Source organism: Alcaligenes sp. Marseille-Q7550 (assembly GCF_965112015.1).
In genome coordinates this window covers 1022193-1042001 of sequence record NZ_CBCOPU010000001.1, presented here as the reverse complement: position 1 = coordinate 1042001, position 19809 = coordinate 1022193, and the positions used below count along the sequence as shown (strand labels likewise).

17 protein-coding genes and 3 tRNA genes are annotated in these 19809 nt (G+C 64.6%); 10 read left to right on the top strand and 10 right to left on the bottom strand.

Annotated features, from left to right (window positions below; translation table 11 throughout):
* Positions 1–9: 9 nt before the first annotated feature.
* Both ACWPWO_RS04920 and ACWPWO_RS04915 read left to right on the top strand, forming a co-directional pair.
* The gene (locus tag ACWPWO_RS04920; protein WP_454004845.1) at positions 10–267 is read left to right on the top strand and encodes a hypothetical protein; all 258 of its coding nucleotides are present in this window, start codon (positions 10–12) and stop codon (positions 265–267) included.
* Entirely contained in the window at positions 252–1721 is a 1470-nt protein-coding gene (locus ACWPWO_RS04915) for a phospholipase D-like domain-containing protein (protein WP_454004843.1), read from the top strand. The genes ACWPWO_RS04920 and ACWPWO_RS04915 overlap by 16 nt, the downstream gene beginning before the upstream one ends.
* Positions 1722–1739: 18 nt before the next feature.
* Here ACWPWO_RS04915 and ACWPWO_RS04910 read toward each other — a convergent pair whose 3' ends face one another.
* Positions 1740–2534, bottom strand: a complete 795-nt coding sequence (locus tag ACWPWO_RS04910; RefSeq protein ID WP_454004841.1) for an enoyl-CoA hydratase/isomerase family protein — start codon at positions 2532–2534, stop codon at positions 1740–1742.
* Positions 2535–2806: 272 nt separating this feature from the next.
* Here ACWPWO_RS04910 and ACWPWO_RS04905 point away from each other — a divergent pair, with 272 nt between their 5' ends.
* Together ACWPWO_RS04905 and ACWPWO_RS04900 are read left to right on the top strand one after the other, a co-directional pair.
* Entirely contained in the window at positions 2807–3532 is a 726-nt protein-coding gene (locus ACWPWO_RS04905) for a PaaX family transcriptional regulator (protein ID WP_454004839.1), read from the top strand.
* Positions 3533–3555: 23 nt separating this feature from the next.
* Positions 3556–3759 (top strand): PaaX family transcriptional regulator C-terminal domain-containing protein, encoded by a 204-nt coding sequence (locus tag ACWPWO_RS04900; protein WP_454004837.1) that lies wholly within the window; start codon positions 3556–3558, stop codon positions 3757–3759.
* A 238-nt stretch (positions 3760–3997) separates the two neighbouring features.
* Here ACWPWO_RS04900 and ACWPWO_RS04895 read toward each other — a convergent pair whose 3' ends face one another.
* The 3 genes from ACWPWO_RS04895 to ACWPWO_RS04885 all read right to left on the bottom strand — a co-directional run bounded on the left by ACWPWO_RS04895 (position 3998) and on the right by ACWPWO_RS04885 (position 6291).
* A complete protein-coding gene (locus tag ACWPWO_RS04895) occupies positions 3998–5716 on the bottom strand; it encodes a cation acetate symporter (RefSeq protein WP_454004835.1) in 1719 nt (572 codons plus the stop codon).
* Positions 5713–6021 carry a DUF485 domain-containing protein gene (locus ACWPWO_RS04890; RefSeq protein ID WP_394064664.1) on the bottom strand — a complete coding sequence of 103 codons (309 nt, stop codon included), beginning with the start codon at positions 6019–6021 and terminating at the stop codon, positions 5713–5715. The genes ACWPWO_RS04895 and ACWPWO_RS04890 overlap by 4 nt, the downstream gene beginning before the upstream one ends.
* Before the next feature lie 193 nt (positions 6022–6214).
* Positions 6215–6291: transfer RNA gene (locus ACWPWO_RS04885), tRNA-Arg, on the bottom strand.
* A 257-nt stretch (positions 6292–6548) separates the two neighbouring features.
* On the opposite strand from ACWPWO_RS04885, the gene ACWPWO_RS04880 reads away from it, so the two are divergent.
* The gene (locus tag ACWPWO_RS04880) at positions 6549–7853 is read left to right on the top strand and encodes a phospholipase A (protein WP_454004833.1); all 1305 of its coding nucleotides are present in this window, start codon (positions 6549–6551) and stop codon (positions 7851–7853) included.
* 6 nt (positions 7854–7859) lie between these two features.
* Here the strand turns inward: ACWPWO_RS04880 and ACWPWO_RS04875 are convergent, their stop codons facing one another.
* The gene (locus ACWPWO_RS04875; RefSeq protein WP_454004831.1) at positions 7860–8813 is read right to left on the bottom strand and encodes a LysR family transcriptional regulator; all 954 of its coding nucleotides are present in this window, start codon (positions 8811–8813) and stop codon (positions 7860–7862) included.
* Positions 8814–8938: 125 nt separating this feature from the next.
* Between ACWPWO_RS04875 and ACWPWO_RS04870 the strand changes: the two genes are divergently transcribed.
* The 4 genes from ACWPWO_RS04870 (at position 8939) to ACWPWO_RS04855 (ending at position 15101) form a co-directional block, all read left to right on the top strand.
* Positions 8939–12496, top strand: coding sequence for an indolepyruvate ferredoxin oxidoreductase family protein (locus ACWPWO_RS04870; protein ID WP_454004830.1), 3558 nt, complete (start codon positions 8939–8941; stop codon positions 12494–12496).
* A gap of 220 nt (positions 12497–12716) precedes the next feature.
* On the top strand, positions 12717–14606 hold the full coding sequence (locus tag ACWPWO_RS04865; RefSeq protein ID WP_454004828.1) for an LTA synthase family protein: 1890 nt from the start codon (positions 12717–12719) through the stop codon (positions 14604–14606).
* A gap of 75 nt (positions 14607–14681) precedes the next feature.
* A tRNA-Pro gene (locus tag ACWPWO_RS04860) sits at positions 14682–14758 on the top strand.
* Positions 14759–14840: 82 nt separating this feature from the next.
* Complete coding sequence (locus ACWPWO_RS04855) at positions 14841–15101, top strand: hypothetical protein (protein ID WP_454004826.1); 261 nt, start codon at positions 14841–14843, stop codon at positions 15099–15101.
* Between the two features lie 13 nt (positions 15102–15114).
* Here the strand turns inward: ACWPWO_RS04855 and ACWPWO_RS04850 are convergent, their stop codons facing one another.
* The 3 genes from ACWPWO_RS04850 to ACWPWO_RS04840 are packed head-to-tail and all read right to left on the bottom strand — an operon-like array spanning position 15115 to position 17658.
* Positions 15115–15603: a DUF421 domain-containing protein gene (locus ACWPWO_RS04850; protein WP_454004824.1), complete on the bottom strand. Its 489-nt coding sequence runs from the start codon at positions 15601–15603 to the stop codon at positions 15115–15117.
* Positions 15604–15616: 13 nt separating this feature from the next.
* Positions 15617–16033, bottom strand: coding sequence for a c-type cytochrome (locus ACWPWO_RS04845; RefSeq protein ID WP_454004822.1), 417 nt, complete (start codon positions 16031–16033; stop codon positions 15617–15619).
* Positions 16030–17658, bottom strand: a complete 1629-nt coding sequence (locus ACWPWO_RS04840; RefSeq protein WP_454004820.1) for a flavin monoamine oxidase family protein — start codon at positions 17656–17658, stop codon at positions 16030–16032. Before ACWPWO_RS04840 ends, ACWPWO_RS04845 begins: the two co-directional genes overlap by 4 nt.
* Positions 17659–17999: 341 nt before the next feature.
* Here ACWPWO_RS04840 and ACWPWO_RS04835 point away from each other — a divergent pair.
* A tRNA-Pro gene (locus ACWPWO_RS04835) sits at positions 18000–18076 on the top strand.
* A gap of 103 nt (positions 18077–18179) precedes the next feature.
* On the opposite strand, the gene ACWPWO_RS04830 is transcribed toward ACWPWO_RS04835, so the two are convergent.
* Positions 18180–18401 carry a hypothetical protein gene (locus tag ACWPWO_RS04830; RefSeq protein ID WP_454004818.1) on the bottom strand — a complete coding sequence of 74 codons (222 nt, stop codon included), beginning with the start codon at positions 18399–18401 and terminating at the stop codon, positions 18180–18182.
* Between the two features lie 22 nt (positions 18402–18423).
* Positions 18424–19620 (bottom strand): S8 family serine peptidase, encoded by a 1197-nt coding sequence (locus ACWPWO_RS04825; protein ID WP_454004817.1) that lies wholly within the window; start codon positions 19618–19620, stop codon positions 18424–18426.
* Positions 19621–19809: the final 189 nt, after the last annotated feature.

The window sequence follows — 19809 nt, the reverse complement described above, 5'->3', positions numbered from 1 at the left end:
GGCATGCGGATGGAATACGGCTTTCCCTGTTGGGATCAGGCGCCGGCAGGCTGGAACTGGCTGGCCCAGGATGAAGACGGCCAATGGTACTGGTATGGCGTGGAGCCCTCGCCCGGCATAGGCGGCGGCGTCTGGCGCGCGCCCTCGCGCCTGCAGAAACCCGCGGGCCAGGGCCGGCCCAATCCGGCCTGGACGCAAGCCCTGTATCAACGCCCGGCCCTGCCGGGCAACGACACGTCCCGCGAGTCCGCATGCAGGAACACCTGATCCATCTGCGCGCCCTGCTCCAGGACTACTGGCCGCATCTGGCTCTGGGCCTGAGCGTCGTGCTCGGCGCCTCGGCGGCCATCCATGCCGCCATGACCAAGAACGACGTGCGCGCCGCCATCAGTTGGGTGGGCGTGATCGTCATGTCGCCGCTGCTCGGCCCTTTCCTGTACCTGATCGCCGGCATCAACCGGGTGCGCCGGCAGAACCTGCTCGAGCACGGCGCCGAGGTCTTTCGCGAGCAGGTCTCCTATCTGCACCCGCCGGTGTCCGACGTCGGCCCGCTGGCCGGTCCGCAGTTCCGCTCCCTGCAGATACTGGGCGATCGGGTCAGCCGCAGCCAGCTTCGCAACGGCAACAATGTGCAGGTGCTGGACGGCGGCGACCAGGCCTATCCCGCCATGCTGCAGGCCATACGCGAAGCCCGCAGCACCATCGCCCTGCAAAGCTATATCTTCGACAGCGACCGGCTGGGGCGCGAATTCGTCCAGGCCCTGGCCCAGGCGCATCAGCGCGGCGTCCAGATCCGCGTGCTGGTGGACGCCATAGGCGCCAAGTATTCGCGCGTCCCCGTGGTGCGCCTGCTGCGCCGCGAAGGCATACGCTGCGCGCTGTTCATGACCAATCCGCTGGGGTTCATGCGCATGCCCTACGCCAATCTGCGCAGCCACCGCAAGCTGCTGATCGTGGACGGCGCCATCGGCTTCACCGGCGGCATGAACCTGCGCGAGAGCTTCATGGCGCAATACACGGACGGCCATCCGTCGCGCGACACGCATTTCCGCCTGGAAGGCCCTGTCGTGGTGCAGTTGGCCGCCTCCTTCGCGCACGACTGGCAGTTCACCACCCGCGAAGCGCTGCCGCATTCGCAATGGTGCGCGGACAACTGGCAGGCTCCCAAGCCGCACGTGCCGGCGCGCTGCATCTGCACCGGCCCGGACCGGCTCATGGCCAGCACGCATCACATGCTGCTGGGCGCCTTCGCGGTGGCGCAGCGTCACATCCGCATCCAGTCGCCTTATTTCCTGCCCGACCAGATCCTGCTGGGCGCGCTGAACACCGCCGCCCGACGCGGCATACAAGTGGATATCGTGATTCCGGGACAGAACAATCTGCGCCTGGTGAACTACGCCATGACGGCGCAACTGGACCAGGTGCTGCGCGCCGGCTGCCGGGTCTGGCGCGCCAGCGGCCCGTTCAACCATTCCAAGCTCATCACCATCGACGGCGCCTGGTCCTATGTGGGCTCGTCCAACCTGGACCCGCGCAGCCTGCGCCTGAACTTCGAGCTGGACGTGGAGATATACAGCCGCGAAACCGCGCGTCACATCCAGAACCTGATCGACAAGGAAATCGAAGACGCGCAGGCCGTCAGCCTGGAATCGCTGGGAGCGATTCCCTTCGGCAAGCGCCTGCGCAACCGCCTGATCTGGCTGGCCAGCCCCTACCTGTAACGATCCGGGCGCGCGGCCTCAGTCGCCCGTGAAGGTCGGCGACTCGCCGGCCAGGAAGGCGCGCACGCCTTCCTGGTGATCCTTGGTCTCGGCGTAGCGGAAGAAATCGTGCATCTCTCCGATGCTCAAGGGCGCGTCGCTCTTGAGCAGACGGTTGATCATCTGCTTGTTCAGTCGCGCCGCCAGCGGGCCGCCGTCGCAGATGCGGGCGGCCGCGCGAGCGACTTCCCCGGCCACTTCGCCGTCGTCCACGATACGGGTCAGCAAGCCTTTTTCCTTGGCTTCGGCCGCGCTGAACACTCGTCCTTCCAGCAGCAGCTCGCGCGTGACGGCCGGCCCGGCCAGTGACAACAGGGTGCGGATTTCCTCCGGCGCCATGGGCAGGCCCAGCTTGTTGGTCGGCGCGCCGAACCGGGCGCTCTGGCCCGCAATGCGCAGGTCGCACTGCACTGCGATCTCCAGACCTTCACCCACGCATACGCCTTCGATCTGCGCAATGACCGGATGCGGGCAATTGGCGATCTCCTGGAGCGCCGGCGCAAGCACCTTGGTGTGATAGTGCATCACGCTGTCCAGGTCGGTGCGGACATACTGGAATTCGCTGACGTCCGCGCCGGCGGCGAACTGACGGTCGGCGCCGCGAATGATGACCGCGCGCACGTCCATATCCTGCGAGACGGTCTTCATGTGGGCCTGCAACTGCCCCCACATGGATACGGTCAGCGCATTGAGCTTGCCCGGGTTGGACAAGGTGATGAAGACCTGATCGCCTTCGCGTTCGAGAGTCACTTCTGCGGTATTGAGTTGAGTCATAACCATCGGCTCGTCAGTTTGGTTTCGAGTTGCACCGCCGCCATCAGCGCGCGCAGGGCTCCACCCTAACATGAATGGCTTGGCGATAGAAAATCAGAAAATCCATATAAACCCTCGCCGGTTTCAGGTAGAGGGCGGGCAGGCGCTTTATAATCCTGGCAGAAACAGGCCTGGCAAGGCAGGCGATCCATCCGACTTCAGCCTCCGGGACCTGTTGACGAGCTTCAAGGAGATCGTTAACAAGCCCCGGCCCTTACAAAATCAATAGAACAATGTCCGACCTTCCCTACCGCGACCTGGCCCAGTGGGCCGCCCACCATCTGGAAACCCGTCCTCCGCGCGCCAAATCCCTGGTCATGACCTTGTTTGGCGATGTCATCCGTCCGCACGGCGGCAAGCTGTGGCTGGGCAGCCTGATCCAGCTGCTGGCCCCCTTCGGCATCAGCGATCGCCTGGTGCGCACCAGCGTCTACCGCTTGGCCGAGGAAGGCTGGCTCAGCGCGCAGCGCGAAGGCCGGCGCAGCCAGTACACCCTGCGTCCCGAGGCCAGCCGGCGCTTCGAGCATGCCTACCAGCGCATCTACACGCCCACCTACCTGGCCTGGAACGGCAAATGGACGCTGGTGTTCAGCCTGCCGGGCCTGATGATGAATTCCAAGCAGCGCGCCGACCTGCGCAAGGAACTGCTGTGGGAAGGTTTCTGCGCCTTGTCGCCCACGGCCTTCCTGCACCCCAACCCGGACCACACCATACTGGACTACATCCTGCAGGCCGCCCAGGCGAGCTCCCAGGTCTATGTGGCCAAGCTGGAGCCGGCCGAACTGCCCGAAACCCGTCCGCTGGCGCAATTGATCGAAGAAAGCTGGGACCTGGCCCTGGTGGCCAAAGGCTACGGCGAATTCATCCGGCGCTTTGCGCCCGTTCGCGAGCTGCTGGCCGGCGACCGGCGCTACAGCGACGAGCAGGCTTTCGTCGCGCGCACGCGCGCACGCTGCTGATCCACGAGTTCCGCCGCATCCAGTTGCACGACCCGCAACTGCCCATCGAATTGCTGCCAGCGGGCTGGGCGGGCAAACAGGCCTATGAATTGTGCCGGGACATCTACCGCCAGGTCTGCGGCAAGGCCGAACAGTACATCCTAGCCACGCTGCGCGCCGAAGACGAGCACGCCCCGGAAGCGGCCCCCTATTTCTATGAACGCTTCGACGGCCTGCCGCAGGCCTGAAAAAAACGCAGCGTCCCGTTTGAGCGCATGAATCAACCTCCGGCCGGGGGCTTTGCTCATCCAGGAGCAAAAAAACCGGCGCGACTCGTAGTCACGCCGGCGGGAAGCCCGTCCGCCTGTAAGGCTCGGGGCACACTGCTGAAGGTGTCCTGCGGACGCCTTCCGGAGCACGGTTGAAGATCGATGTCGCCCCGCTTGGCCTCGCCGTGAACGGCGAGGCTGTCGCGAAGGCGCGTGGTCAGTGCGAAGAAGCCGCCGCCGCGCCTATGCCGGTTTCGGAGCGCACGGACTGCGCCGCGAAGCCATCGCGGTCGATCTGGGCGCGCGGGCTGTTGTCCAGCACCGAGAACAGCCAGATGGCGACGAAAGCCAGGGGCATGGAGAACAGGGCGGGCGAAGCATAGGGGAACGGCGACGAGCCTGCGGGGTTGCCCAGGGTGGCCTCCCAGACCGAGGGCGAGAGCAGGGTCAGGATCAGGGCGGTGAACAGGCCCAGGAATCCGCCTATGGTGGCGCCGCGCGTCGTGCAGCCCTTCCACAGAATGGACAGGAACAGCACGGGGAAGTTGGCCGAGGCGGCGATGGCGAAGGCCAGCGACACCATGAAGGCGATGTTCTGCTTCTCGAACAGGATGCCCAGCAGCACGGCGATCACGCCCAGGACCAGGGTGGTGATGCGCGAGACGCGCAGCACTTCTTCGTTGCTGGCGTCGCCCTTCTTGATCGGGGTCGAGTACAGGACGTGCGAGACGGTCGAGATGCCCGAGAGCGTCAAGCCGGCCACCACGCGCAGGATGGTGGCGAAGGCCACGGCCGACATGAAGCCCAGGAAGATGTCGCCGCCCACCGCGTCGGCCAGGTGCACGGCCGCCATGTTGGAGCCGCCGATGAGCTCGCCCGTGGTTTCCAGGAACTTGGGATTGGTGGACACCAGCACGATGGCGCCAAAGCCGATGATGAAGGTCAGGATGTAGAAGTAGCCGATCCAGGTCGTGGCCCAGAACACCGATTTACGCGCTTCCTTGGCATCGGGCACGGTGAAGAAGCGCATCAGGATGTGAGGCAGGCCGGCGGTGCCGAACATCAGGGCCATGCCGAAGGAGATGGCGCTGATCGGATCCTTGATGAAATTGCCCGGTCCCATGATGGCCTGGCCTATGCTCGATGCCTGGGCCGCGTCCTTGCCGGCGGCCAGGGCGGACTCGGTCTTGACCTGCACGGCGGCGGCGAACAGCTTTTCAGGCGAGAAGCCGTACTGCGCCAGCACCATGATGGCCATGAAGGAAGCGCCGAACAGCAGCAGGCCGGCCTTGATGATCTGCACCCAGGTCGTGGCCGTCATGCCGCCGAACAGCACGTAGACCATCATCAGCACGCCCACCAGCACCACGGCCACCCAGTACTCCAGGCCGAACAGCAGCTTGATCAACTGGCCCGCGCCCACCATCTGCGCGATCAGGTAGAACAGCACCACCACCAGCGTGCCCGAAGCCGCGAAGGCGCGGATGGGGCCCTGGCGGAAACGGTAGGCGGCCACGTCGGCAAAGGTGAACTTGCCCAGGTTGCGCAGCTTCTCCGCCAGCAGGAAGGTGATGACGGGCCAGCCCACCAGAAAGCCGATGGAGTAGATCAGGCCGTCGTAGCCGTTGATCATGACGGCCGCCGAGATTCCCAGGAAGGAGGCCGCGGACATGTAGTCGCCGGCAATGGCCAGGCCATTCTGAAAGCCCGTGATGCCGCCGCCGGCCGTATAGAAGTCGGACACGGATTTGGTGCGCGCAGCCGCCCATTTGGTGATCCACAGGGTAGCCAGCACGAAGACGCCGAACATGGCGATGGCCGTCCAGTTGGTGGCCTGCTTCTGCAGCTCGCCCAGATCGCCGCCGGCCGCCATCAGGACGGGGCTGGCCAGCAGCAGCCCCAGCGCCAGCCCGGAACGAAGAAGGGAATGCTTCATTTGCGCACCTCCTCGAGGACTTCGCGGGCCATGGCGTCGAACTTGGTGTTGGCGCGCCACACGTAGATGCCGGTGATGACCACGGCCAGCACGATGACGCCAAAGCCCACGGGGATGCCCACGGTCATGACGCCCTCGCCCAGCCGCCGGGCGAACAGCTCCTTGTCGAACGCAATGATGCCGATGTAGCTGTAATACGCCGCCAGCATGATGATGGTCAGAATCCATCCCAGGCGCAGCCGGGTCTTGACCAGTTTCTGATAACGGGGATTGGCCGTGATCCGGCCTACAAGAGGATCCTGCATGTTTTGTCTCCGTATTGTTCTGACCGCCTGATTGGCCGGCGGATCTTTTGAACCGGCCCGGCCCTGGCCGGGCCGGCGACGGTGCCGTGCAGACGCCTTCCGGCGTCTATGCGGTGAACATTAGACGGCGACACTTACACCATGCTTACTGGAAAGCGGGATAAGGGTAACTGCTGAGGGAGAGGTGCGACGCTGGCACGGGTGGAGGGATTCGAACCCCCGACCCCAGGCTTAGAAGGCCTGTGCTCTATCCAACTGAGCTACACCCGCCAGGATGAAGACGCGCAAGGCCGACGAATGGCTACCGTGGCAAGCCGCGCGAAACATTCGCCCCGGGCGCCCTGCCTGCGCACGCCGTGCGGACAAGGCAACCCAAGGTAATCGGGCATTTTAGCGCGAAAACAACTTTTGCATAGCAACCAGACGCAAGCCTGGCGTAAGAGCGTAAAAAACCAGGGGCACAAATACCATTCCTGCACTGCAATGGTACAGTCGTGCACGGATAAATGAGAATCATTGGGAAAGCCATGCAGACGACGAAGACCCAACGCAAACACCCGTTTCTCCTTGCCGCCCCGTTCATCGTGCTGGGAGCCTCCCTCGGCACCGCGCAGGCGGGCGTCAATTACCAGCTGCGCCAGGTGCACGCCAGCTCGGGCGAAAGCGTCAACATCGACGCGCTGGTGTTCAACGACACCGGCAGCCTCATGACCTGGACCGCCCCGCGCAACCTGGTATTGCAATGGCGCGACAACGCAGGCAATGTGGTGCGCAGCCTGGCCGAACTGGAGACGCCGAACCGCCAGGCCTCGATTCCGGTCAACAATTTCACCGCCTACAGTTGGCGCGCCGTCGTGCCCAACGGCCTGAAAGGCCTGCAGGCCGTCAACATCGAAGGCGAGCGCGTCATGCTGGCGCTGGACACCAACTCCCAGGGCAACAGCCCCATCACCTCCACGCCGGCCGTGGCCGCTGTGGTCGACGCGGGCGCCAGCGGCAATCCGCGCGCCCCCGACCCGGCGCTGCCAGCGGCCCAGGTGGCCGCCGCAGGCGCCTCCGAACACGGCCCCGCGATCAACAGCGGCCAGGGACTGCGCCCGGCGACGTCCAGCTTCGAGAATTTCCGCAACGCGATCTCCGCGCACGACCCCACGTATTTCGTGGTCGGCAACAAGGACGGCAACAATGCGCGCTTTCAGCTGAGCTTCAAGTACCGCCTGCATTCGCCGTCGGATCCCAACAATCCGCGCTTCTACGACCACTTCTACCTCGGCTACACGCAGACCGCGCTCTGGGACCTGCACTCGGATTCCAAGCCCTTTGTGGACACCACCTACAACCCCAGCCTGTTCTGGCGCAAGGACTCCATCTGGGAGTCCGAACAGAAGAGCGTCTTCGTGGGGCTGGCCACGGGCTACGAACACGCCTCCAACGGGAAGGCGGGCGCCGATTCGCGCTCCATGAACGATTTCTTCATCCAGCCTGAATTCAACTACCGTTTCGATCACGGCGCCACGCTGACTTTCGCGCCGCGCGTCAAGCACTACGTATTCATGGGCGAGAACGACGACTGGGCGGACTACCGCGGCCGTGTGGACTGGCGCCTGCGCTACGCCCAGGACAACGGGCTGGTGCTGTCGGGCCTGTACAACCGCGCCTCGCAGGGACGCGAAACCAAGGAGATCTCGATCGCCTGGCCGCTCAAGCGCACGCCGCTGAACATGAACGGCTACCTGTACGGCCAGTATTTCTCCGGCTACGCCGAAACCATGCTGGGCTACCGCGAACGCAGCCCCGGCCAGTTCCGCATCGGTCTGGCCCTGGTTCCCTAGCGCTCTCTAGAGCAGACCGCCCCCGCGCCGCCCTCCCAGGCTGGCGCGGGCCATGTCCTGTTCGCAGGCCTGGATCAGGAAGCGCTGGAACAGCGCCACCAGGCCGATGGGCTCGCGCCCCCGGGGCCAGAGCAGGCCCACTTCCATGGGCTCGACCGGATCGCTGATGCTGACCGCATGGATGCGCTTGCCTTCCAGCGACCAGGGCCGGTAGACCATGTCCGACAGGATGCTGACCCCGAATCCGTAGGCCACCAGGCCCCGCACCGCCTCCAGCGAACGCGTCTTCATGGCCACCCGCTCCGGAAAGGCGCCCTGCCCCCCATGGCGGGCCGCCGCCGTGTCCGCGTCGTCCACCGTCAGCAGGATATAAGGCTGCTCATTGACCTGCGCCAGCGTCACGCTGGATTCGCGCGCCAGCGCGTGCTGGTCGGACACCCACAGCCGCCGGCGCGAACTGGCCAGGCGATGGTGGCCGTACTGCTCCAGGTGAGCGATATTGGACAGCAGCCCTATGCCCAGGTCGATCTCCTGGCGTTGCAGAGCCTGCTCCATGGCCGGACGCTCCATGTCCACCAGGGCGATGTCGATATTCGGGTAGCTGTGCTTGAAGCGGCTGAGCAGGTCGGGCAGGAAATAGCCCAGCACGGTATAGCCGGCGGCCACGTGGATCTGGCCCCTGATGTTCTGCCGCTTCAGGTCGGCATGATTGAGTGCGTCATTGACGGCGTCCAGAACATGATGGGCATGATGAAAGAAAACCTGCCCCTGGGGCGTGAGCGCCACGCCGTGCGGCAGGCGCTCGAACAGGGGCGCGTTCAGACGCCGCTCCAGGCTCTGCACCGCATTGCTGATGGCCGACTGGGAGACGTTCTCCGCCTCGGCGGCCGCCGAGAACTGGCCGCTGACGGCGGCGGCGATGAAATATCGGAACTGCCGCAAGGTCACTTCGTGTTTCATGGGCCATCCGTTTTTCAGATATCAGATACACGTAAATTTGATTTTACGATAGCAAAAAGCTTCACTAGACTAAAGCCATAATTACGACAACTTGCACGAACACAATTCCTGCAGGAGACAAAACCATGAATGCTCCACTCAACAAGCCCCACAAGGCCATGCTGGAGTCCGTGTCGCTGGACGATAAATACACTATCGAACAGGGGCGCGCCTACATGAGCGGCACCCAGGCGCTGGTGCGCCTGCCCATGTTGCAGAAAGAACGCGACCGGCGCGCCGGCCTGAACACCGCCGGCTTCGTATCCGGCTACCGGGGCTCCCCGCTGGGCGGCCTGGACCTGGCGTTCTGGCAGGCCGACAAGCACCTGAAGGAACACGACATCGTCTTCAAGCCGGGGCTGAACGAGGACCTGGCCGCCACGGCGGTCTGGGGCAGCCAGCAGACCAATCTGTATGACGGCGCCCAGTACGACGGCGTGTTCGGCATGTGGTATGGCAAGGGGCCGGGGGTGGACCGCTCCATGGACGTGCTCAAGCACGCCAACTCCGCCGGCAGCTCGCGCCACGGCGGCGTGCTGGTGCTGGCGGGCGATGACCACGGCGCCAAATCCTCCACCGTGGCCCACCAGTCCGAACACGTCTTCGCGGCCGCCGGCATTCCCGTGCTGTATCCGGCCAATGTGCAGGAATATCTGGACTTCGGCCAGCACGGCTGGGCCATGAGCCGCTTCTCGGGCCTGTGGGTGGCGCTCAAGTGCGTCACGGAAGTGGTCGAATCCAACGCCTCGGTGGACCTGGATCCGGAACGCGTGCAGATCGTGCTGCCGCAGATCGAGGACCTGCCCGCCGACGGGCTGAACATACGCTGGCCGGACCCGCCGCTGGCCCAGGAAGCGCGCATGATGAACCACAAGTGGTATGCCGCCCTGGCCTACGTGCGCGCCAACAAGCTCAACCGTCTTGAAATCGATTCCCCGCAGGCGCGCTTCGGCATCATGACCGCCGGCAAGGCCTATCTGGACACCCGCCAGGCGCTGGCCGACCTGGGCCTGTCCGATCAGTTGTGTTCCGAGCTGGGCATACGCCTGCTCAAGGTCGGCTGCATCTGGCCGCTGGACGCGCAGGATGCGCGCCAGTTCGCCACCGGCCTGACGGAAATCCTGGTCATCGAAGAAAAGCGCCAGATCCTGGAATACGCCCTGAAGGAGGAGCTGTACAACTGGCGCGACGACGTGCGCCCCAAGATCTACGGCAAGTTCGGCGAGACCGAACACGGCGGCGGCGAATGGTCCATGCCGCGCTCGCCCTGGCTGCTGCCCGCGCAGGGCGAATTGTCCCCCGCCATCATTGCGCGCGCCATCGCGCGCCGCCTGAACACCATGGACATTCCGGACGAGCTGCGCGCCCGCATCCAGGCGCGCCTGGCCATCCTGGACGCCAAGGACCGCGAAGCCCGCGTGCCGCGCGTGACCGCCGAGCGCAAGCCCTGGTTCCGTTCCGGATGTCCGCACAACACGTCCACCCGCGAGCCCGAAGGCTCGCGCGCCATGGCCGGCATAGGCTGCCACTACATGACGATCTGGATGGAGCGCAGCACTTCCACCTTCAGCCACATGGGCGGGGAAGGCGTGGCCTGGATAGGCCAGCAGCCTTTCACCAAGGAAAAACACGTCTTCGCCAACCTGGGCGACGGCACCTACTTCCACTCCGGCATCCTGGCCATACGCGCCTCGATCGCCGCCAACTCCAACATCACCTACAAGATCCTGTACAACGACGCCGTGGCCATGACGGGCGGCCAGCCGGTGGACGGGGTGCTCAAGGTTACGGACGTGATTGCCCAGGTCCATGCCGAAGGCGCCAAGAAGATCGTGGTGGTCACCGACGAGCCGGAAAAATTCAAGGGCGTGAACCTGGCCGGCAATCCGCCTGTCTACCACCGCGACGAACTGGACCGCGTCCAGCGCGAGCTGCGCGACATTCCGGGCACCACAGTGCTGGTCTACGACCAGACCTGCGCCACCGAGAAACGCCGCCGCCGCAAGAAAGGCACCTACCCGGATCCCGCCCTGCGCGCCTTCATCAACGACACGGTCTGCGAAGGCTGCGGCGACTGCTCGGTCAAATCCAACTGCCTGTCCGTGGAGCCCCTGGAAACGCCGCTGGGCACCAAGCGCACCATCAACCAGTCCTCGTGCAACAAGGACTTCTCCTGCGTGAACGGCTTCTGTCCCAGCTTCGTCACCCTGAAAGGCGCCCAATTGCGCAAGCCGCAGGCCAAGGGCCGCTCGCTGGAGTCCTTCCACCTGGCGGACCTGCCCCTGCCCGTGCTGCCTGAGCTGGACAAGACCTTCGGCATCCTGATCGCGGGCATAGGCGGCACCGGCGTCATCACCGTCGGCGGCCTGCTGGGCATGGCGGCCCACCTGGAGAACAAGGGCGTCACGGTCCTGGACATGGCCGGCCTGGCCCAGAAGGGCGGCGCGGTGCTCAGCCACGTCCAGATCGCCCGCCATCCCGACCTGCTGCACGCCACCCGCGTGCCCACGGGCGAAGCGTCGCTGCTCATCGGCAGCGACGCCCTGGTCAGCGCCTCCACCGAGGTACTCAGCCGCGTGAGCCGCGACCAGACCCGCGCCATCATCAACACCGCCGCCAGCCCGACCTCGGACCTGATCGGCAACGCGCACTGGAAGTTCCCTCTGAAGACGGCCTGCACCGACATCGAAAACGCCATCGGCAGCCACACGCGCTACCTGGACGCCAACGCCCTGGCCGTGCATGTGATGGGCGACGCCATCTACGCCAACCCCATCCTGCTGGGCTACGCCTTCCAGCGCGGCTGGATTCCGCTGCAGATGAACAGCCTGCTGCGCGCCATCGAACTGAACGGCGTGGCCGTGGAAGCCAACCGCCAGGCCTTCCAATGGGGCCGGCTGGCTGCTGCGCGCGGCATGCAGGCGCTGATGGAAGGCTCGGAGCCCAGCGCCCGCCCCGTCGCCTTTCCCGAAACCGTGCAGTCCCTGGTCAAGCGGATGGAGGCCCACCTGAGCGCCTACCAGAATCCGGACTGGGCCCAGCGCTACCGCGACGCCATAGACCCCCTGCTGGCGCGCGAAGCCCGGCTGGGGCTGGACAAGTCCCTGCCCCTGACCCGCACGGCCGCCACTCAACTGGCCAGGCTGATGAGCTACAAGGACGAGTACGAAGTCGCGCGCCTCTATACCGACCCGGCTTTCCTGGACAAGCTGCGCGCCCAGTTCGCCGGAGAACCGGGCACGGACTATCAGATCCAGTATCATCTGGCGCCGCCCATCCTGGGACGCAAGAACAGCCAGGGCCAGCCCATCAAGAGCCGTTTCGGGCCTTCCACCATGACGCTGTTCCGCTTCCTGGCGCGGCTGCGCGGCCTGCGCGGCACCCCGCTGGACTTGTTCGGCTACAGTCAGGAACGCCGCCACGAACGCCAGGGCATCGAGGATTACCTGGCCGACCTGGCCGAGGTCTGCGAACACCTGAACGCGGACAATATGGAAACCGCCCAGCGCTGGCTGAGCTACCCCGAGCTGATACGCGGCTATGGCTACATCAAGGAAGCCGGACGCCTGAAGGCTTATGCGCTGCGCGAACAGCAGCGCGGCCAGTTCCGGGCGCGCACCGAACCGCGCCAGCACGTCGCCTGAGCACGCGCCAAAGCGCACCAGCTCCCTCGTTCGCGAAGGGGCCGGAACTCCCCACACCTCCCCGGGCGGTGCCGGTTCCCGCCGCTCGTTTCCAGCCCCGGACCGGATCAGGTCCGGGGCCTTTTTACCGCAGGGTCCAGCGGGAAAAACTGTCATACAATCGAGGCGAATCCAATCTTCGTTCCGCCGCCGGCGCCGGCGCGGCGCGGGACAGCTCCTTATGCGCCACCTCATCTATCTGTTCGTTCCCTCGGCCCTGATCCTGCTGACCTCTTTCCGGCTGGCCTTCGCATTCTGGCAATGGCCGCGCGTGCGCCAGGCCGGCGGCCTCGTTCCCGTGCTGCTGGGCGGACTACGCATCGACGCGCTGATGATCGCCGCCCTGTGCGCGCCGATCGCCCTGCTGGCCCCCTGGCTGGGCCACCATGCCTGGGCCACGACCGCAGCCGCGGTCTGGTTCACGTTCGCCTGGTTCATGCTGGCCCTGCTGGAAGTGTCCACGCCCCAGTTCATCATCGAATACGACACCCGGCCCAACCGCCTCTACGTGGACTACCTCAAGCACCCCCAGGAAGTCCTGGGCATGCTCTGGAAAGGCTACAAGCTGATGATCGCCGCCGCCCTGACGGGCCTGGCGCTGATCGTCTGGTCGGGCTGGACGATTTTCGGCAACTCCGCCCCCGATCCCGTCATGAGCTGGTGGCTGCGCCCCCTGTGGATGCTGGCCGCCGCCGCCCTGTGCGCCCTGGCCATACGCGGCACGCTGGCGCACCGTCCCATCAATCCCTCCACCGTGGCCTGGTGCGGCGACAGCATGGTCAATACCCTGCCCCTGAACTCGCTGTACAACGTAGCCTATGCCGTCTACAGCATGAAGAACGAGCGTTCGGCGCAGGACATCTATGGCCACATGGATCCGCAGCGCATGAACGAGATCGTGCGCCAAGCCGCGCAGTTACCGCCCGGCCCCGCGGCCCTGCCCACCCTGCACCGCCAGCAGCCCACCCACGCCCGGCCCCGCAAGCCCAAGCTGGTGCTGATCGTCGAGGAAAGCCTGGGCGCGCAGTACGTGGGCAACCTGGGCGGCGCGGGCCTGACGCCGGAGCTGGACCAGCTGGCCCTGACGGGCTGGAACTTCCGTCGCGCCTACGCCACCGGCACCCGCTCGGTGCGCGGCCTGGAAGCCGTCAGTGCGGGCTTCCCGCCCACCGTGGCCGACGCCGCGCTGCGCCTGCCCGGCTCCCAGAGCCGCTTCTTCACCCTGGCCCAGCTGCTCAAGGAGCAAGGCTACCGCTCGCGCTTCATCTACGGCGGCGAAGCCCACTTCGACAACATGAAGAGCTTCTTCCTGGGCAACGGCTTCGACGAGTTGCATGAACAGTCCAGCTTCGAGTCGCCGCAATTCGTGGGCACCTGGGGCGCCAGCGACGAGGACATGTTCAACAAGCTGCACGAGCTGCTCAGCCGGGACGGCGACCAGCCCACGCTGACGCTGGCCTTCTCGGTCAGCAATCACTCGCCCTGGGAGTATCCGGCCGGCCGCATCCAGGTGCAGGGCGACCCGGCCACCGTGGAGAACACCGTGCGCTACGCGGACTGGGCCATCGGCGATTTCTTCCGCAAGGCGCGCGCGGCCGACTACTGGGACGACACCCTGTTCCTGATCGTGGCCGATCACGACTCGCGCGTGGGCGGCGCCAGCCTGGTGCCTCTCAAGCACTTCCACATTCCCGCCCTGATCCTGGGCGGCGGCGTGCCGGCCCGCCAGGACGAACGCATCATCAGCCAGATCGACCTGGCGCCCACCCTGCTCTCGCTCATGGGCATAGACTGCGAACACCCCATGATAGGACGCGACCTGACCCGCCAGGACAGCGGCCGGGCCATGATGCAGTACTACGAGAACTACGGCTACCTGAAGGGCGACATCCTGACCGTGCTGGCCCCGCACCAGGAACCCGGCCAGTACCGCTTCACCGCGCCGGACCAGTATGTCCCCTTGCCAGAAATCGACGCGGCCCTGGCCGAAGAAGCCCTGGCCCATGTGCTCTGGCCCAGCTGGGCCTACCACGAGCATGCCTACACCCTGCCCCACTTGCAGACCCGGTGAGGCGGCCCGGATGGCATTCACGCTGTCCGAGCCTTGACCTTGAGGCGAAATCCATCTATGATGCTTGTCTCTAGTCGGGGCGTAGCGCAGTCTGGTAGCGCATCTGGTTTGGGACCAGAGGGTCGCGAGTTCGAATCCCGCCGCCCCGACCACCCCTTTGAAAAAGCACCGTTCACCGGTGCTTTTTTGCTATTGGCCGCCCTGCGGGGCGGACCTGATCGGGCAAAGAACGCCATGAGCAATCTGAAAATCCTGGGTTTGAGCTGTCTGGCCCTGTTTCTGGCGCTGCTGACCCTGCCCACGGCCTTTCTGCTGCTGCCCGTTCTGCTTCTGCCCGCCCTCTCGTGCCTGATCAGCATCCTGGTCTACCGGCGCGGCCTGCGCGGACAGAAGCGCCCTCCAGGCCTGAAGATCATCGCGCTGCTGCCCATTCCGATGGCGCTGACCGTTTTCTGGGTCTGCTTCCAATGGATCTCCACCGGCTACCGGGCCTGAGCAGCACCGAAACCTAGCTTTTCTTCAAAAAGCTCAGCTTTCCATTGGGCTCGATGTAGGCGACCCGAACCTCGTCCAGCGACTCGATGCCTGCGAGCCGCATCTCGCTCATGATCTCCTCCCGGGTCACGTATTCCCGCCTCATGTTGCGCCATTGCAGCTCCCCGTCGCGGACCACGCAGACCTTGCGCGCGCTCGCCAGCCTGTTCAGCAGAGGAAAGCGATACATCAGCCAATCGATGATGTACCCCCAGGCCACGATGGTGGCCGCCACCAGCAAGCCATCGGTCAGCGAATTGCTGCCGCCGGTCATGGCATTGCCGCTGGCGTCGGCAATCAGCAACAGGATCAGCAGATCGGCCGGGCCCAGCGAGCCGAGCTCGCGCCGGCCCGCCAGCCGGAGCAGGATGAACAATACGAAATACACGACGGTTCCCCGGAGCACGGACTCCAGGACCGGATTCTCCAGTTCGAAAGCCGTGCTCCAGATGGCGCCGTCCATGCCGCTCTCCCGGTCAGTTCAGATCGAAATACTGATGATCCTTGGGCCGTTGGGCCGCCACTTCCTTGGCGGTGACCTTGTCAGTGTAATTATCGCCGAAATGCGTGCGGATATAATTGACCACTTCGGCAATCTGCTCGTCGTTGAGCACGCCGCCCAGGCCCGGCATGCCCTTGTTGCCCACCATCACCATGTAGATGGGGTAGCCGGCGGCCGCCAGTTTGGGATTGTTGGCCAGGGCCGGATACTTGCCGGCTCCTTCGGCGCCTTTGCCCCCGGCCATGTGGCAGGAAATGCAGACCTGGTCGTAGATCTCCTGGCCGGTCTTCTGGGTGAATACCTCCGTGTCCCCGCCCACCACGGCCGTATCGGCCATGCTGACGCTCAGCAGGCCCGAAGCAATGAAAACAGCAAGCGATCGCAGAATCATGACTTGTCTCCTTGATTGTCGGCCTGACGGTTGCCCGTCACGTGCGCGTGCAGGCGGGTAATGGCGTTCAGGGCGGACAGGATCGCGCCCTCCTGCCAGGCGTTCACATACGAGGCGTGCTCGCCGGCCAGCACCAGATTGCCGTCGATCCTGCACAGATTCTCGTAGTGCGCCTTGCGGGTCTGTTCGGTCCACATGCCGTAGCAGCCCAGCGTCCAGGGCACGCGGTGCCAGGCCACGGACACGCCGCTCTCGAACTCGTCCTTGTATTGCTTGTGGATCTGCGCGCCATATTCCACCGCCTTCTGGACCCGCTCCTCCGGGCTGAGCGATGACCATTCCATGGCTGAAGGGCCGAACATGTATCCGCCCAGCAGCACGCCTTTCCTGGAGGACAACATGCCGGTGCTGGGATAGGAGATCTGCGTGATGGGCAGATCCGTATAGGTGATGCCGCCGTAGATGGCCTCATCGTCCTCCCAGAAGCGCCGCTTGAACTGCAGGCCGATTTTGACCGAAGGGGCGTACGGCACGGCGTCGATGGCGGCCAGCATTTCCTTGCTGGCGTCCAGTTCGATCTGGCTGAGGATGGACAGGGGAATCGTGCATACGCACCAGTCCGCCGTTTCCTTGGACTCCTTGCCGCTGTTGTGGTCCGTATAGGCCACGGTGACCTTGCCGTCGGCTTGCTTGATGGCCGTCACCTTGGCGTTGAAGGTGATCAAGCCCTCCAGTTCCCGGCCGAAGGCCGCGCCGATCTGGTCCATGCCCCCCACCGGCTGGAACATGGTCTGCTGGAACTCGTACAGGTCGTGGATGCCCATGTTGTGCCAGACATCGGACCGGACGATGTCGGCCAGGGCCAGGGGTTCGGAAAATATGGGCTCTGCCCCCAGCCCGCCGCCCGCATCGCGCTCGAAGCCGCGCACCGAGGAACTGGCCATGCCCTTGACATACGCCATGTTCTTGTCCAAGGCTCCCCAGCTGCGCAGCGCCTCCAGCATCCGCTCCTGGTCCTCCTTGGACAGGGGCTCGTCCAGCTTGCCGGCATTGATGGCTTTGGACATCAGTTCGGCCACCTGCCCCTGGAAGTCGGCGTGGATATGGCGAAAACGCTGCGGCGTGCCGTTGAAATGGCCGCTGCTGTGCAGATAGGCGTTGAAGTTGTACTGGATGAAGGGTTCCAGCTTGACGTTCAGGCGCTTGCAGTAATCCAGCAAGGCGCGGTGATGGAAGGGAATCCGCCATGGACCGGGATTGATGTACTGGTCCTTGTCGAACTTGACGTCCTGCCTGGCTCCACCCAGTTCGGTAAAGCTGTCCCCGCCGTGCAGCGACCAGTTGCGGCCGCCGACCTTCTCGCGGTATTCCAGAATCTTGACCTTGTAGCCCGCATTGCGCAGCTCCAGCGCCGACACCATGCCGGCCAGTCCCGCGCCCAGGACCAGCACGGTGGTGCCCTCCCTGGGCTTGCCCTCCAGCCGGATGGGGCCGTCGTAGCTGCCCTCGGCCGCATGTCCCAGCTTCATCATCGCCTGGTACATGGCAGCGCCGCCGGCGGCGTACCCCACCATGGTCAGGAAACGCCGCCGTGTCAGCGTCTGGCTCTCTAGCAATATGCTCATCTCGTTCTCTCCTCTGGAAAACCCGATGAGCAGCACTCGCGCCCTGTTCTACTTTTATCCCCCGGTGCTCTGAATGCCGCCCATTTCTGAAAAACAAACAAGGATCGCAAAGCAAGGATTCAGCGTAGTCGCTTGTTTTAACTATAGCTCAGCGGGATAGGCAAACCAGGGGAGGGACACAGACATTTACAGCGAAGCAGCTAATTCTCACCTTAAAGCACTTATTCGTTCTTCTAATTACAGGGCGGTAACTAATTTTGACCTTAAAGCATTTATTCGTTGACAATGCACGAGGCGCCGCTTGCCAATTTCAAAAACCGGGGATATAATTTTTTCTTAGTCGGGGCGTAGCGCAGTCTGGTAGCGCATCTGGTTTGGGACCAGAGGGTCGCGAGTTCGAATCCCGCCGCCCCGACCACCTAATGCAACGGCCTTTTTGGAAAGATCCAAAAAGGCCGTTTTCATTTTGCAGGGCAAAGCCAGCCTCGCCGTCATGGGCGAAGCCGGCTCAAAAAAGGAGTTCAGTCCAGCGCCTTCACCTGCCGGTCGATTTCAATGGCGCCCACGCCTTCCACCCGCTCAAGAAGATCCAGAAGAGGGCTGTCGATGGAGCCCGAGACGAGCCCGACCGTGCGCATCTCCCGCTCGACGAGCAGGCCGACGCGCCGGCAGTCCTCCACGACCTGCTCGAATCGGTCGCGCCAGGCATCCTGAATAATGATGTTCAATCGAATATAGGACATGGCAATCCAGAACAAAAAATGATCATGTCTTGTCGGACGCATGGACCAGACCCGCGCCTACGTCCCGCTTCGGATCGTCCAGGGACCGCACCTGTTTCACCAGCATGTCCCAGAGCGCCTGCCCGCGGTTGGCCTTGTCGGCCTGCGCATACAGGGCCGCCACGCCCGCCACGAACGGCGTGGCCATGCTGGTGCCGCTGATCGTGTTGTAAAGCTTCGGCCGCGTCCAGGCCGAGCGCACGTTGCCTCCCGGCCCTGCGATGCCCCCCTGGCCGCCCTCTTCGTTCAGCCCCGCCCAAAAAAAAGGCGCCACGTGAAGCTGCTCATCGACGGCTCCCACCGCCATGATGGAAGGGCAATTGGCCGGATGCCCGACCGGCGCAAGATAATCGGGACGGCGGCTTTCGTTGCCGGCCGCCGCGATCAGCATCGTGCCGGCCGCCAACGCGCGCCGGGCGACCTCTTCGAATACGCGCGAATACGGTTCCCCCTCCTCGACCGGGCTGCCCAGCGACAGAGAGACGATCTGGCAGTCATTCTCGATGGCCCAGTTGATGCCCTCCAGCACGCCGCCCTCGGTTCCCGAGCCCTCATTGTTCAAAACCTTGCCCACATACAGTTCCGCCTGACCCGCAACGCCGTAGCGTGGCCCTGATCCTGGCTTGAGCGGCCCGGCTGCGATGCCCGCGCAATGCGTGCCATGACCGTTCCGGTCCTGAACGTCCTCGCCATGGATGAAGGAGCGCGACACGATTGTCCGTCCCTCGAAATCCGGATGTTCCATATCCAGGCCGGTGTCCAGAATGGCAATGCGCACGCCCTCGCCCGAGTATGGCGACAGGGCCGCCCCGACGGCTCGCACCCCCCAGGTCAACTCGTCGGCGGCGGGATCGGCCAGCGGCGGCGCCCGCCGCACGCCCCCCAGAGCCCGAACGCTGCGTTCGGGCTCCACGGCCAGGATGGGGCTGTCGTCTGCCGTCACCAGGCTCCTGAGCGAGGGCTGCTGTTCCGGCGCACACCGCACCAGCATCACGCCGATTCGATGAAACACCACCGCACACTGCGGCGGCAATGTCGCGGCTCCCAGCTCCTCGTCGCCCTGCGCGCTGAGTATCTGCATGTTCGAAAGGGCGGCCAGTCGCTGAATGCCATGTTCAGGCTTGTCCTTGCGCAACAGGACAAGATAGCGACCCGTGGTTGCAGACAGATTCTTCATCATATCTCCTCCACAACTTGAACGTTGCGGCGGCGGCAAATTCCGCCGCCTCCATGACAGGCTACTCGCGGGCGCGAACCGGCGTCAACACGCCCGCCAGGCGCCCCGCCCGCCTCATAGAGGGAGATTAAAGTTCAATAACATCAATTACTTGCGGTAACCCACCTGTACTGCCTCGGCCAGCCCCCGGAG

Coding starts and splice junctions, on each gene's coding strand:
- ACWPWO_RS04875 (WP_454004831.1), bottom strand. CDS start 8,813: ATGAAACACGAAGTGACCTTGCGGCAGTTCCGATATTTCATCGCCGCC.
- ACWPWO_RS04855 (WP_454004826.1), top strand. CDS start 14,841: ATGAGCAATCTGAAAATCCTGGGTTTGAGCTGTCTGGCCCTGTTTCTG.
- ACWPWO_RS04910 (WP_454004841.1), bottom strand. CDS start 2,534: ATGACTCAACTCAATACCGCAGAAGTGACTCTCGAACGCGAAGGCGAT.
- ACWPWO_RS04870 (WP_454004830.1), top strand. CDS start 8,939: ATGAATGCTCCACTCAACAAGCCCCACAAGGCCATGCTGGAGTCCGTG.
- ACWPWO_RS04890 (WP_394064664.1), bottom strand. CDS start 6,021: ATGCAGGATCCTCTTGTAGGCCGGATCACGGCCAATCCCCGTTATCAG.
- ACWPWO_RS04895 (WP_454004835.1), bottom strand. CDS start 5,716: ATGAAGCATTCCCTTCTTCGTTCCGGGCTGGCGCTGGGGCTGCTGCTG.
- ACWPWO_RS04830 (WP_454004818.1), bottom strand. CDS start 18,401: ATGTCCTATATTCGATTGAACATCATTATTCAGGATGCCTGGCGCGAC.
- ACWPWO_RS04920 (WP_454004845.1), top strand. CDS start 10: ATGGAATACGGCTTTCCCTGTTGGGATCAGGCGCCGGCAGGCTGGAAC.
- ACWPWO_RS04880 (WP_454004833.1), top strand. CDS start 6,549: ATGCAGACGACGAAGACCCAACGCAAACACCCGTTTCTCCTTGCCGCC.
- ACWPWO_RS04850 (WP_454004824.1), bottom strand. CDS start 15,603: ATGGACGGCGCCATCTGGAGCACGGCTTTCGAACTGGAGAATCCGGTC.
- ACWPWO_RS04825 (WP_454004817.1), bottom strand. CDS start 19,620: ATGATGAAGAATCTGTCTGCAACCACGGGTCGCTATCTTGTCCTGTTG.
- ACWPWO_RS04865 (WP_454004828.1), top strand. CDS start 12,717: ATGCGCCACCTCATCTATCTGTTCGTTCCCTCGGCCCTGATCCTGCTG.
- ACWPWO_RS04905 (WP_454004839.1), top strand. CDS start 2,807: ATGTCCGACCTTCCCTACCGCGACCTGGCCCAGTGGGCCGCCCACCAT.
- ACWPWO_RS04915 (WP_454004843.1), top strand. CDS start 252: ATGCAGGAACACCTGATCCATCTGCGCGCCCTGCTCCAGGACTACTGG.
- ACWPWO_RS04840 (WP_454004820.1), bottom strand. CDS start 17,658: ATGAGCATATTGCTAGAGAGCCAGACGCTGACACGGCGGCGTTTCCTG.
- ACWPWO_RS04845 (WP_454004822.1), bottom strand. CDS start 16,033: ATGATTCTGCGATCGCTTGCTGTTTTCATTGCTTCGGGCCTGCTGAGC.